Genomic DNA, 13313 nt, shown 5'->3' with positions numbered 1-13313 from the left:
CCATGAACACCCTCCCGCATTTCGCTACCCCCCAACTCCAACTGCTGCACCGCGGCAAAGTCCGCGACAGCTACCGCATCGACGACACCACCCGCCTCATCGTGGTGTCGGACCGCCTGTCGGCCTTCGACTCGGTGCTTGACACCGCCGTGCCGCACAAAGGCGCGGTGCTCAACGGCTTGGCCAACTTCTGGTTCGAGAAAACGGCCCACATCATCCCCAACCACGTGAAGGAGATGATTGACGCCAACGCCATGCTGGTGAAGGAAGCGCAACCCATTAAGGTGGAGATGATTGTGCGGAACTACATCACCGGCTCGATGCTGCGCGGCTACCAGAAAGGCCAGCGCACGTTCTCGGGCGTGACCGTGCCCGATGGCCTCGTCAAGCACCAGCAGTTCCCCACGCCCATCGTGACGCCGACTACCAAGGAGGAGTCGGACCGTGAAATCACTCCTGAAAACCTCGTGAGCGAGGGCTGGGTGAGCCAGGAGCTGTACGATAAGATGGCCGAGAAGGCGCTGGAATTGTTCAAGGTAGGCTCCGACTTGCTGGCGTCGCAGGGCATCATCTTGGTGGATACCAAGTATGAGTTTGGCCTGCTGAACGGCGAGCTGATCCTGATTGACGAAATCCACACGCCCGACTCGTCGCGCTTCTGGAGCGCCGAGGACTACGCCAAGAACCCCGAAGGCGCCGAGCAGATGGACAAGGAGTACGTGCGCCAGTGGCTGATTGCCAACAAGGTGGACGGCAAATACCCCCGCGCCCTGACCCCCGAAGTAGCCCAGGAAGCTACCAACCGCTACCTCGACATCTACCAGCGCATCGTGGGCCAGCCCCTGGCCACGGCCGACGAAACCGCCACTGGCGGCAACGTGGCCAACCGCTTGGTTAGCAACCTGGTGAAAGCCGGCCTGATGAAGGACGCCTGGGTGAACATCGTGATGGGCTCGCCCGCCGACAAGGAGCACTGCCAGAAAATCCGCTCGTTCTTCGAAGGCTACGAGGTCTTCACGCAACTCCGCGTGTGCTCAGCCCACAAAAACGGCGAGGAAATTGGCCCGATGGCCGAAGTTTGGAACCGCTCCATCGAGCCCGGCGTGCTTATCGCCGTGGCCGGCCTCAGCAACGGCCTCGGTGGGGCCCTGGCGGCCAACGTGAACGTGCCCGTCATCAGCTGCCCGCCGTGGAAGGACTACGCCGAGCTGGCCATGAACTTGAACTCGTCGGTCATCATGCCCAGCGGCACGCCCAACCTCACCGTGGTGCGCCCCGACAACGCCGCCCAAGCAGCTTTGCGCGCCCTCAACACGCCGCGTTTGCGCGAGCGCCTGCGCCAGGATATCGCCGCTACCAAAGCCAAGCTGAAAGCTGCCGATGCGGAGTTAAAGGCGCTGTAAGCGTTAGTGATTTAACCCCTTCCTGATTCAGGAAGGGGCTTTTCTTTTCTTGATCAATGCAACGCCCCGTTCGCGCAAGCAGGCCGGGGGTACCTCATGAAACCCATCATTCTCCTCGGTTCCGGGGCCCGCGAGCACGCCATGGCCGCCAAGCTGACCCGCGACGGTGCCTCGGTGCAAGTGGTGCCCGGCAACGCCGGCATCCCCAACAGCCACCCCGGCCTCGACCCGCTCGACTTTGCGGCGCTGGAAGCCTACGCCCGGCACCAGGGCGTGCAGCTGATTGTGGTGGGTCCCGAGGCTCCGCTGGCGGCCGGCGTGGCCGACTACTTCGCCGGTTCCGACATTGAGGTGTTTGGGCCGACCAAGGCGGGGGCCCTGCTGGAAAGCTCTAAAGTGTGGAGCAAGGACTTCATGCGGCGCTACGGCGTGGCCACGGCCCAGGCCTGGCCGTTCCGCAGCGACGAAATAGCCGCCGCCCGCGCCAAAGCCGCCGAGCTGGGCGGCCAGGTGGTGGTGAAGTACGACGGCCTGGCCGCCGGTAAGGGCGTGTACGTGTGCGGCTCGCTGGCCGAAGCCGAGGCGGCGCTCGACGACTTGCAGGCGCACTACACCGGCTGGTATTCGTTCCTGCTGGAAGAACGGCTGACGGGCCCTGAAATTAGCATCATCGGCCTCACCGATGGCCACGAAATGAAGCTGTTGGCCACTTCGCAGGACCACAAGCAGCTGCTGGCGGGCGACGAGGGCCCCAACACCGGCGGTATGGGCGCCTACTGCCCGGTGCCGTTTGCCGACGACAACGTGCTGGCCGACATCCGGCGCGACATCGTGGAGCCCACCCTGCGCGGGCTGCAAAACGAGCAGTTCGAGTTCCGGGGCTTCCTCTACTTTGGCATCATGCTGACGCCTACGGGGCCCAAACTGCTGGAGTACAACGTGCGCCTCGGCGACCCCGAGGCCGAAGTGCTGCTGCCGGCGATGGACAGCAGCCTGCTGACGCTGATTGAGGCGACGCTCGACGGTAGCCTGGCCCAGCAGGCGGTGCGGCAGCGGCCGGGGGCCTACGTGGGCGTGGTGCTGGCCTCGGGCGGCTACCCGGCCAGCGGGTTCCCCACGGGCTTCCCCATCACGGGGCTGGAGAACTTGCCGGTCGGCGTGGAGGCTTTTCACGGTGCTACTAAGCGGAATGCTGAAGGACAGCTGGTTACCAACGGTGGGCGAGTGCTGGTGCTCAGTGCCCAGGGCCCCACGCTGGCGGCCGCCACGGCCCTGGCCTACGAGGCCGCGGGGCTGGTTGCGTTCCAGGACAAGTACGTGCGGCCCGACATTGCCCAGCGCCCCGCGCCGGTGCTAACCCAACGCGCCGTAAATTGAAGCTCGAACCCGCTGCCATGACGCCGACCTCGCCGCAGTACGACCGCCGCCCGGCCCCCTCCGCCCCCGCGGCGGGCCCCGCGCCCGGGGCCCCCGCCAAAGCGCGGCTGGCCATCCTGCTCTCGGGCCGCGGCTCCAACATGCTGGCCGTGGTGCGCGCACCAAACCGGCCGTTGCGCGACTTAGCAGAGGTGGCCGTGGTATTCAGCAACAAGCCCGACGCGCCCGGCCTCGAAGCCGCCGGGGCCCTGGGCTGCCCCACGGCGGCGCTGCCCAGCCAGGGCCGCAAGCGGGCCGAATTCGACGCCGAAGCCGCCGCGCTACTCCAGCAGTACCGGCCCGATTTTGTGGTGCTGGCGGGCTACATGCGCATCCTGTCGCCGGCTTTCATCCAGCCGTTTGCGGGCCGCATCGTTAACATCCACCCCGCCGACACGCACCAGCACCAGGGCTTGCACGCCTACGAGTGGGCGTTTGATAACCACCTGCCAGAAACCAAAATCACCGTGCACCTTGTGGACGAGGGCCTCGACACGGGCCCCGTCCTCGCCCAGCAAGCGGTGGATTTGCGCGGGGCCGACACGCTGGCCGAAGTGGAGCGCCGCGGCCTGGCCGTGGAGCACGAGCTGTACTCCCGCACGCTGGCCGATTTGATTGAAAAAACAGTTAAAAGTTGAGAGTTAAAAGTTAAAATTCTCTCCTCGTTTCCAGCACTTTTAACTCCCAGCTTTTAACTTTTAACTCGACATCTTATGTGCGGTATTGTAGGTTTTCACGGCCCCGACAACGTGGTGGGCGACATGATTATTGGCCTTACGGCCCTCCAGCACCGGGGGCAGGACGCGGCCGGCATCGCCACGTTTGACGATTCCTTTCACCTCTGCAAGGGGCAGGGGCTGGTGAACGACGTGTTCAAGCCCAAGCACGTGAAGAAGCTGAAGGGCCACACCGGCATCGGGCACGTGCGCTACACCACGCAGGGCGCCAACGATTCCGACCTGGCCCAGCCCTTCACCACCAGCTACCCGTTCGGGCTGGCGATGGTGCACAACGGCAACGTCATCAACTTCCGCGACGTGGCCAAGCGCCTGCACGACCACTACCACGTGCTGCCCAAAACCACCAACGACCTGGAGCTCATCATGTACACCTTCGCCTCGGAGCTGCGCGTGAAGGACCTGAACCACCTCTCGGTGGTGGATATTTTCGATGCCGTGGAAACCACCCAGGGCTTGGTGGAGGGCGCCTACGCCACCGTCACCATCATCGCCGGGCACGGCCTGCTGGCCTTCACCGACCCGCTGGGCATCCGGCCGCTGGTGCTGGGCCGCCGCGACACGCCCGAGGGCCCCGTGTTCGCCTTTGTGTCGGAGAGCACGTGCTTTGACTACCTGGACTTTGAATTCGTGGAAAATGTGGGCCCCGGCCAGGCCATCTTCATCGACAACAACTTCCAGGTTCACTACAAAAACCCCTACGCGCTGCCCAAGAATTTCTGCGCCTTCGAGCAGATTTACTTTGCCCGCGAAGACTCCGTGATTCACGGCCGCCTGGTGGCCCGCGAGCGGGTGCGCCTGGGCAAGCTGCTGGCCCGCAAAGTGGCCAACGCCGGCCTGAAGCCCGACATGGTGATTGACGTGCCCAGCAGCGGCTACTTCGCCGCCTCCGGCTTGGCCGAAGCCATCGGCGTGCCCTACCGCCGGGCCCTGGTGAAAAACAACCACATGGGCCGCTCGTTCATCGTGCCCACCCAGGCCGGGCGCGAGGACGTGGTGAAGAAAAAGCTCAACCCCATCCGCGACTTCGTGCGCGGCAAAAAGGTGGCCGTGGTGGACGACAGCATCGTGCGCGGCACCACGTCGCGGCGCATCGTGCGGCTGCTGCGCGAGGCGGGGGCCCTAGAGGTTTACTTCATTTCGAGCGCGCCGCCCATCGTGTCGCCCTGCATCTACGGCATCGACATGGCCATGAGCACCGAGCTGATTGCCGCCAACTATTCGGAGGACGAAATCTGCCGCTACATCGAGGCCGACCAGGTGATTTACCAGGACCTGGCCGATTTGGAGCAACTTTTCGCCGAGGAGCGCGGCCACGGCGGCTCGTGCTTCGCTTGCTTCTCGGGCAAGTACCCCACCGGCGACGTGACGCACTACCTGCGCCACGTGCAGGAGGAGCGCCAAAGCCACCGCGGCGACAAAAAAGCCAAGAAATTGGCCAGCACTTCGGTAAGCGCTAAGGCCCCCGAGCCCACGGAGCACTAGGTTTTTTGGCCGCATCACAAGGCCGTCATGCTGAGCGCAGCCGAAGCATCTCCACTGCGGCAGTAATTAAAACGATTGAATTACTTGCGCGGTAGAGATGCTTCGGCTGCGCTCAGCATGACGGCCTTTTAGATGGGCAGTGCTGCTTACTCAGAATAACTCATGGCTACCGCTCCCTCCACCGAAAACCCCACCGGCTACTCCATCGAAGAAGGCAACGCCGCCTCGCGCAACGCCTACAGCTGGGCCAAAAAAACCTTCGCCAACCGCACCGGCCTGCCAGGCGAGCCCGCCCAGGACCTAGACGGCGGTTTCTCGAACGAAATCCGGTTCGGGGCCGAGCGCCTGGGCATTAGCTCCGATGGCATCGGGACCAAGATTGAAGTGGCCGAGCGCCTGAACCGCTACGATACGCTGGGTTACGACCTCATCGCCATGACGGCCGACGACCTCATCGCCGCCGGCTTCGTACCCACTAACCTGTCGAACATCATCGACGTGAACCACCTCGACTACGGCGTGGTGGACCAGATGATGCGCGGCCTGCACGACGCGGCCAACTTCGCCAAAATCGCCATCACCGGCGGCGAAATTGCTGAGTTGGGCAACCGCATCGGCGGCTGGGCCGGGGCCCAAATGAACTTCAACTGGTGCTCCACGGCCATCGGCGTGCTGCATCCGAGTTTGGCCCAGCCCCTGAGCGGCAAAACCGCCCAGGCCGGCCACGCGGTGGTAGCCCTGCGCTCGCCCTCGTTCCGCTCCAACGGCTACTCGCTGGCCCGCAAAACCCTGCAAAAGTTGTTCGGCGACAACTGGCACGAGGCCCCCTACGATGGCCCCGACGCCGCCGAATTCCCGACCTGGGGCGACGCCATGCTGGCGCCCTCGCTCATCTACTCGCCTGGCATCGTGGCCCTGCTCGACGCTGGCTTGCCGCTGCACGGCGTGGCCCACATCACCGGCGGTGGTGTGGCCGACAACTTCCAGCGCGTGCTGAAAAACGGCCTGGGGGCCCTGCTCGACAACTTATTTGAGCCGCTGCCCGCCATGCAGCGCCTCTGCGAAGTCGGCGACATTTCCGCCGAAACCGCTTACCTCTACTGGAACATGGGCACCGGCATGCTCGTCGTGACCGAGGCCGCCAGCGCCGCCGCCGTGGTGGCCGCCCTGCAAGCCAGCGGCTACGACGCCCAAGTGGCCGGCCACCTCACCGCCGCGCCTGGCGTGACGCTGCGCGTGGGGGCCCTGGAGCTACGGTACGAAGCGGCTTAGCGCTGGCTGCTGGCGAAAACTGCTGCGGCACAACAACCACGGAGCGCAAAGGCGTTGAACTGCAAAAATAATTAGGGCCCCGCCAGTTACTGGCGGGGCTTTTTGCTTAAGTGCTTAGTAAGGGTATGGTTAGGGCGGGGCAAGCTGCCGGAGGTGGTACGGTGCCACCAGGGGCCCACTTGCTAGTATCCAACAAATAATAATTATGTGAACAGCAAATGAATGCCTTGGTGCTGCGAACGATGGCCAACGCGAAAAACCCCATTCGATAGGCTTAGTTTTGTACAAATTTTTACCTCACCTTATTCTTTTCTTTATGAGACGTCTACCCTTTACTATTCTTTTTATCCTTTTAATGCTACCGGGTTTGCTAGCACTGGCCCAATCGAAGAAGAAAAGCCGCAGCGGCGGCGGTGGCAGCAGTTCGAGCTACGGCACTGGCATTGGATTGCGGGGTGGGGGCTACTCCTCGGGACTTACCATTAAGCACTTTCTGAGCGGCAAAAACGGCGTTGCCATCGAAGGCCTCATCACGACAGAGTACCGGGCACACGGGGTGCGCCTAACATTGCTGGGCGAAAAACACAAGGCCATTTCCGGCGCGAAAGGTTTGCAGTTCTACTACGGCGCGGGCTTCCACGTCGGGTCTTACCAGGGCCGCTACTATTTTGAAGACGCCCGCTACTACCAGGGCCATAAAAACGAGTACTACCTCACATCGTACGGCTACCGCAACGACAACACGAACTACCTGGCGTTTGGGGCCGACCTGATTTTGGGTTTGGAGTACAAGCTGGAAGATTTGCCCTTCGTGGTAGGCATCGACTACAAACCTTTCTTTGAGGTTTTCAATGGCTACACCGGCTTCTACAACGACGCTGCGCTGAGCCTGCGCTACACGTTCTAGCCGCCACGGACGGGCGCTTCGCCCCTACGATGCTAGGGGCCCTGAATCACCTGCCCGGTTTGGGGCCCCGATAAGTTTCGAACGCACCGCCGGTTATCAAAGGCAACAAAAAGGCCCGCCAATACGGCGGGCCTTTTTGTTGCGCTGGCATTGGCATTGCCAATGACTTAGCTGCTGAAGTCAGTGGCGGTGGCTTGGGGCTGCCACTGCTGCATATCCTGCTGCACGGCTGCGATTTGCTGCTCGGCCAGCTGGTAGGCATCCGTACCTAGGAACAAGTGCAGCGGGGGCTCGGCGGCTTCGCTCACTTCGATGAGCAGGGCCACAGCCTTGGCGGGGTCGCCGGGCTGCTGGCCGTTGATTTGCTCTTGGTGCGCGGATTGGGTGTCGCGCACTTCCTGGTACGCCGTGATGGGGTTTTGCGGCGTGGCAATCGAGCCAGCCGTCAGGAACTCGGTGCGGAAATAGCCGGGTAGCACCACCGTGGCCTTGATGCCGAAGCGCGCTACTTCCGCCGCGTACGATTCCGTCAGGCCCGTCACGGCAAACTTGGTGGCGCAGTACACCCCAAAGCCAGGGAACCCGCCCGCGAAGCCGGCGATGGACGACAGGTTGAACACCAGGCCCGCTTGCTGGGCGCGCAGTTGCGGCGTGGCCTGCCGCAGCACGTTGAGCAGGCCGAACACGTTCACGTCGAAGTTTTGCCGCGCCTCGGCATCCGTCAGTTCTTCGAGGCTGCCGATGAGGCCGTAACCAGCGTTGTTCACCACCACATCGAGGCGGCCAAAGGCGGCCACCGTCGCCTGGATGGCTTGGCCCACGCTGGCTTCGTCGGCCAGGTTCATTTGCAGCGGCAGGAAGTGGTCGGACGGGGGCCCCACGGCGCGGCGCAGGTCGTCGGCGTTGCGCGAGGTGGCGGCCACCGCGTAGCCTTGCGCCAGCAGTTGCTGCACCAGCAGCAAGCCCAGGCCCTTGGAGGCCCCGGTAACGAACCAGGTTTTCTTATTAGAAGGAGTCATAAAGTGTGCTTTTTGTACAGCACAAAATTAGAAGCGCCCTTAGCCGGCTCGTTTGCCCGTTTCAAACCAATGCTTACGAAAATCAAACCACACGGGCAGCCGTGGGCGTGTGGCCGGTGTGCTTCTTGAAGAAGTTGTTGAAGTGCGCCGGCTCCTCAAACCCCAGGCTGTAGCCGATGAGGCCCACCGGCCAGTCGGTGTGCTTGAGCAGGGCCTGGGCTTCTTGCACGAGGCGCTCAGCCAAGAGCTGGGTGGTGGTTTTGCCGGTCACGTCCTTCAGGGCCCGGTTGAGGTGGTTGGTGTGCACGGCCAGCTGGTGGGCAAAGTCCTGGGCGGTGCGCAGCTTCACCTGCTGCCCCCGCACCTCGATGGGAAATTGCCGGGCCAGCAACTCGGTAAAGAGCGAGGCAATGCGCGTGGCGGCGTTGCTCTCGCGGTAGAGCGTGGTGGCCGGCTGCAGCTTTTGGGCGCTGTGAATCAGCTCCAGTACGTAGCCGCGCAGTAGGTCGTATTTGAAGGCGTAGTCCGAATCCAGCTCCGCCATCATTTTCTGGAACAGCTGCCGCACGTGGGCCTGCTGGGTTTCGTCCAGGAAATAGATGGGCTGCCCGTCGGGCTGAAACACCGAGAAATCGGCCACTTTCAGGCGGGTGTGCTGCTGCAAAAAGTGCTCGGTGAAAATGCAGAAAAACCCGTGCTGCTGCTCGCTAACCGGCTCCCACTCGTAGGGCACCAAGGGGTTGGCAAACAGCAGGGCGTTGTTCTCAATCACCACGCTTTTGTTGGCGTAGTGGTAGGCGCTCTGGCCCACCGCAAAGTTGATTTTGTAAAAATCCTTGCGGCTGTAGGGCAGGCTCACCACGCCCGGCCCCACGTAGTCTTCGAGCCGAAAGACGTTGAAATGGCCGATGTCCTGGCGCAGGTTTTCGGGCAGCCAGTTCGCCTTGACGCGGTAAAAGTCTTCGAGGGTATGGTGTTCGGGCATGCAGCGAAGTTACGTAATTCAAACGGCGATTCCCCCCGCCGCGGTTCGCAAAGCCGCCCGGCCGTGGGGCCCCAGAGCCCCCGCTGGCAAGGTGCGGCGGCACTGGGGCCCCAGTGCTGCTCCGGTGCCACCGCCCCGCCAGTAAAATCTGAGCTTCACTATATGGCTATCGGTGCTTGCCTTATTTTTGCGCGCGTCACCCTTTCCCCAACCGCCATGAGCACCATGCTTCAGTTCGTTGCCAACTACGACGACCTATCGACCGACAAGGGCTACTAGTTCAAGTTTCACTGCGACAAGTGCCGCAACGGGTACATGTCGCGGTTTCAGCCCAACGCCATTGGCATTGCCGGGGGCTTGTTGCAGGCGGCCAGCAGCTTTTTTGGGGGCCTGAGCGGGGCCGAGAACGCGGCTTACCACATCCAGCGCGCCATTGGCGGCAAGGCCCACGACGGGGCCCTGGAAACGGCCGTGGCCGAGGGCAAAACCTACTTCAAGCAGTGCACGCGCTGCGGCCACTGGGTGTGCCCCGATGTGTGCTGGAATGGCAGCGCCGGCCTTTGCGAAGACTGCGCGCCCGACGAGCAGGAGGAACTGCGGGCCCAGCAGGCCTTGGCCACCCGCGAGCAAATCCACACCAAAACCCGCGCCCAGGACTACACCCAAAACCTCGATTTTTTGGGCCGTACCCCACTAGTGCAGTGCGCCAATTGCCAGGCCACGCTGGCCGCCGGCCAGAAGTTTTGCCCCAGCTGCGGGGCCCCCAACGCCGCGGCCCAAAGGCCGGGCCGGTTTTGCACCGGCTGCGGCACGGGTCTGAAACCCGACCAGAAATTCTGCGCCGACTGCGGCGCGAAGAACTAGGCGGCGCCAGCAAGTTGGGGCCCCGGCCAGCCCCGGGGCCCGTTCTTACGTTAGGGCGGGAGTGAAGCACTTTTTCCTCTTTTTCCTCCTGGCGGGTTGGCTGGGCACGGGGCCCGCGGGAGCCAGCCGGGCAGCCCGGCCCCGGCCCGCGTCTGGGACCCGAACCGCAACGTGTGGCTGTGCTACTTTTCTGACGCCCGCGTGTACCGGCGCTGGGGGCTGCACACCGAGTTCCAGTACCGCCGCACCAACGGCCTGCGCGACCCGCAACAGTACTTCTACCGGACGGGCGTCAACTACTCGGCGTCGGACGATGTGCTGCTGACGGCGGGCTACACTTACCTGCTCTCGCTGCCCTACGGCGACTACCCAGACCCGGGCCGCACCGGCGAGCGGCGCATTTATGAGAAGGTCGAAATCAACCAATCGGCCGGCCGCCTGGCCCTGGCCCACCGCTACATCCAGGACCAACGCTGGCTGCGCTCGGAAGGCCAGGCGAAGTTTGATTTCCAGCACCGCTCGCGCTACCGGCTGCAATTAAAATTTCCCCTCAACCGACCCAAAATCGAGGCCGGGGCCCTGTATGCGCTGGCGTCGGACGAAATCTTCGTTAGCTACGGCCACAACGCGCCCAGCTTTTTCAACCAGAACCGGCTGTACGGAGGCTTAGGCTACCGCTTCACCAAGGCCCTGGCCTTAGAGGCCAGCTACCTCAATCAAGTGGTGTCGCACGACGATAACATCGTGTACGAAGACAACCGCACGGTGCAGGTGAGCTTGTCTTTCAACCCCGATTTCCGGCCAGCCAGCCAGCGGTAGCCGGGGCCCCACGGCGGCGCAACTCGGAAAACCACGACTTTTGCGGCTTCACTTTCGGCGGCCGGTGGCTGCGTGCTATGCCTTCTTCTACTGCTGCTCAGCCATCGCGCGCGGCCCTGCTCACGGCTTTTGCCCTGGTTTACGTCATCTGGGGCTCCACGTACCTGGGCATCCGGTTCGCCATCGAGAGCCTGCCGCCGCTGCTGATGGCAGGCACCCGCTACGCCCTGGCGGGGGCCCTGCTCTACGGCGCCATGCGGCTGCGCGGGGCCCCGGCGCCGCCCGCGGCCAGCTGGGGCCGGGCGCTACTCATCGGCATCTGCCTGATTTCCTTCGGCAACGGCGGCGTGACGGTGGGCGAGCAGTACATTTCTTCGGGGCTGGCGGCGCTGCTGGTGGCCACGGTGCCCATGCTGCTGGCGCTGCTGGGCTGGGCCAGCGGCGTGTCGCGGCCCACGCCACTGGCGGCGCTGGGGCTGGTGTTGGGCCTGGCGGGCGTGTATTTGCTGGCGCGGGCCTCGGCGGGGGCGGGCAGCGCGGTGGCCCAGCCCGGCCACGCGGGCCTCGGCGTGGCGTGCGTGCTGGTGGCGGCGCTGGTCTGGTCCATCGGCTCGCTGTACGGCAAGCGGCGGCCGGCGGCGGCCTCGCCCTTCGTGGCCGGCGGCATGCAAATGCTGTGCGGCGGCCTGGTGATGGTGGCCCTGGGCCTGGCCCGCGGCGAAACCCAGCAGCTGCACCTGGCGGCCGTCAGCGCCCGGTCGTGGTGGGCGTTTACGTACTTGGTCACGTTCGGCTCGCTGCTGGCCTTCACGGCCTACGTGTGGCTGCTGCAAGCCGTGGAGCCAGCCCTGGCCGGCACCTACGCCTTCGTGAACCCGGTGGTGGCCGTGGGCCTGGGCTGGGCCTTCGGCGGCGAGCAGCTGGGCTGGCCCATGCTCGGCGGTGGGGCCCTGGTGGTGGTGGCCGTGGGCCTGCTGCTGCTGGGCAGTAGGGCCCCGGAGGTGGGGGAGAAAGTGAGTAAGTAGACGCGGACTGCTGGAAATCAAGCAACTCCGTTAACCATCACGTCATACCAAGTGCGTCGAGTCAGATTAAGCTTGATGTTGAAATAGCAATTTCCCCCGTCGTCCACTTCTATTAGCTGGTGCCGCCAAGAAGCGTGGCTGCCCTCGCGATAAAAGCAATTGATCCACACTACTTTTTCGCTTTTTGCATTGGTAACTGTGATTAATTGGCGCTTATAATTAGCCAAGTTGATGAGGTAGCGTTCCTCGTGTAGCTGCACAGCAAAATAATCTTTGTGCATGACCTTGCGCATATCCTCGAGTTCCACAGCCTGCGCTTGGTTGTATTCCTTGACGCATGCCGCTAACAAGGAGTCCACGATTGCAAATTCTGCCATTGAAAGCGCCGTAGCCTTCAGTGGGCCAGCGTTTTGAAAGATGTATTGGTCCCTCCTTGCGTCATAAGGGAAAATCGCCACGCGGCTCGTGTCCACCGCCGGCCGCGGGGCAACTGCTGGGGGCCCCAGTTGCGCCGCGGCTGGTGCTGATTCCCGCGCCTGGCAGCCGGCCAGTAGGGCTAGAAAGCTGGCGGCTAGGGTGCGCAAGGTGGGCATGGGGAATTGGGCTTTGTGCCCCGGCAAGGTAGCGCTGGCCGCCTGGGTTGGGGCCCCGGGTGGGCGGCGGCGTTGTGGGCCTCGTTGCCGGCGGTCGGGTAGGGTAGGTTGGGTGCGCGGGCTTGAGAAGTTTTGCCTGGTTCTTTGTTCACCAACCCCCTTTATTGCCCGTTCTGATCGAGATGCCCAAACTTATTGAAGCTGATAATGCGCGTTTGTATTTATTGTATTTGCTCAGCCCTTTCGCGCCGAAAGAGCCGGCCCCGGCCAAGCCGCCCGTGCTGCGGGTCGTCATCATCCGGCACGGCGAGAAGCCCGCTACGGGCGACAACCTTTCCTGCGCCGGCTTGAATAGGGCCCTGGCCCTACCCGCCGTGCTCAACAAGCTGATGCCGACCCCGCCCGACTTCACCTACGTGCCGCTCATCGGCACCGATGGCAAGGACACCACCGCCGTTCGGATGCTGCAAACCGCCATGCCCTACGCTGTGCGCCACAACCTGACCATCAACAGCGACTACGCCGCCGACAACGCCAAGGGCCTCGCCAAGCAGCTGCGGCGCCAGCGGGGCACGGTGCTGCTGGTGTGGGAGCACAACAACATCCTCAAAATCGCCAAAAAGCTGGGCATCAAAGCCCCGCTAGCCTGGCCCGACGCCGATTTCGATAGCATCTGGACCATCAGCTTCCGCGGCGGGGCCAAGGGCAAGGCCAAGCGCCCCACGGTGGAGAAGGGCAAAGAGCACATCAATCCGTCAATTATCTGCCCGGATTAGCGCGCTTGCCGG

At 63.4% G+C, this 13313-nt stretch carries 13 protein-coding genes; 10 read left to right on the top strand and 3 right to left on the bottom strand.

The window, feature by feature from the left end; translation table 11 throughout:
• The first annotated feature begins 2 nt into the window (after window positions 1-2).
• The 6 genes from BEN49_RS08565 (at window position 3) to BEN49_RS08540 (ending at window position 7220) form a co-directional block, all read left to right on the top strand.
• Window positions 3-1403 (top strand): phosphoribosylaminoimidazolesuccinocarboxamide synthase, encoded by a 1401-nt coding sequence (locus BEN49_RS08565; RefSeq protein ID WP_070742612.1) that lies wholly within the window; start codon window positions 3-5, stop codon window positions 1401-1403.
• Between the two features lie 96 nt (window positions 1404-1499).
• Window positions 1500-2780, top strand: a complete 1281-nt coding sequence (purD, locus tag BEN49_RS08560) for a phosphoribosylamine--glycine ligase (RefSeq protein ID WP_070742611.1) — start codon at window positions 1500-1502, stop codon at window positions 2778-2780.
• The gene (gene purN / locus BEN49_RS08555) at window positions 2777-3457 is read left to right on the top strand and encodes a phosphoribosylglycinamide formyltransferase (protein ID WP_239691875.1); all 681 of its coding nucleotides are present in this window, start codon (window positions 2777-2779) and stop codon (window positions 3455-3457) included. Before purD ends, purN begins: the two co-directional genes overlap by 4 nt.
• A gap of 75 nt (window positions 3458-3532) precedes the next feature.
• Window positions 3533-5041, top strand: coding sequence for an amidophosphoribosyltransferase (purF, locus tag BEN49_RS08550; RefSeq protein WP_070742610.1), 1509 nt, complete (start codon window positions 3533-3535; stop codon window positions 5039-5041).
• Between the two features lie 162 nt (window positions 5042-5203).
• Window positions 5204-6313, top strand: coding sequence for an AIR synthase-related protein (locus BEN49_RS08545; RefSeq protein WP_070742609.1), 1110 nt, complete (start codon window positions 5204-5206; stop codon window positions 6311-6313).
• 355 nt (window positions 6314-6668) lie between these two features.
• The gene (locus tag BEN49_RS08540; protein WP_070742608.1) at window positions 6669-7220 is read left to right on the top strand and encodes a hypothetical protein; all 552 of its coding nucleotides are present in this window, start codon (window positions 6669-6671) and stop codon (window positions 7218-7220) included.
• Window positions 7221-7387: 167 nt separating this feature from the next.
• Here BEN49_RS08540 and BEN49_RS08535 read toward each other — a convergent pair whose 3' ends face one another.
• A complete protein-coding gene (locus tag BEN49_RS08535) occupies window positions 7388-8239 on the bottom strand; it encodes an SDR family oxidoreductase (protein WP_070742607.1) in 852 nt (283 codons plus the stop codon).
• Window positions 8240-8321: 82 nt separating this feature from the next.
• A complete protein-coding gene (locus BEN49_RS08530; protein ID WP_070742606.1) occupies window positions 8322-9224 on the bottom strand; it encodes a helix-turn-helix domain-containing protein in 903 nt (300 codons plus the stop codon).
• A gap of 315 nt (window positions 9225-9539) precedes the next feature.
• On the opposite strand from BEN49_RS08530, the gene BEN49_RS08525 reads away from it, so the two are divergent.
• From BEN49_RS08525 to BEN49_RS08515, 3 genes are all read left to right on the top strand, one after another.
• On the top strand, window positions 9540-10088 hold the full coding sequence (locus BEN49_RS08525) for a zinc ribbon domain-containing protein (RefSeq protein ID WP_083325918.1): 549 nt from the start codon (window positions 9540-9542) through the stop codon (window positions 10086-10088).
• A gap of 96 nt (window positions 10089-10184) precedes the next feature.
• Window positions 10185-10907, top strand: coding sequence for a DUF2490 domain-containing protein (locus BEN49_RS08520; protein ID WP_070742605.1), 723 nt, complete (start codon window positions 10185-10187; stop codon window positions 10905-10907).
• Window positions 10908-10984: 77 nt separating this feature from the next.
• Entirely contained in the window at window positions 10985-11932 is a 948-nt protein-coding gene (locus BEN49_RS08515; protein WP_070742604.1) for an EamA family transporter, read from the top strand.
• 17 nt (window positions 11933-11949) lie between these two features.
• On the opposite strand, the gene BEN49_RS08510 is transcribed toward BEN49_RS08515, so the two are convergent.
• Window positions 11950-12525: a hypothetical protein gene (locus BEN49_RS08510; protein WP_070742603.1), complete on the bottom strand. Its 576-nt coding sequence runs from the start codon at window positions 12523-12525 to the stop codon at window positions 11950-11952.
• A 182-nt stretch (window positions 12526-12707) separates the two neighbouring features.
• Here BEN49_RS08510 and BEN49_RS08505 point away from each other — a divergent pair, with 182 nt between their 5' ends.
• Window positions 12708-13301, top strand: a complete 594-nt coding sequence (locus BEN49_RS08505; RefSeq protein WP_070742649.1) for a hypothetical protein — start codon at window positions 12708-12710, stop codon at window positions 13299-13301.
• Window positions 13302-13313 lie beyond the last annotated feature (12 nt).

Source organism: Hymenobacter coccineus, assembly GCF_001816125.1.
GTDB classification, from domain to species: Bacteria; Bacteroidota; Bacteroidia; order Cytophagales; family Hymenobacteraceae; genus Hymenobacter; species Hymenobacter coccineus.
Note: the sequence above shows the minus strand (reverse complement) of the source record. Positions and strands in the feature narration are given on the sequence as shown.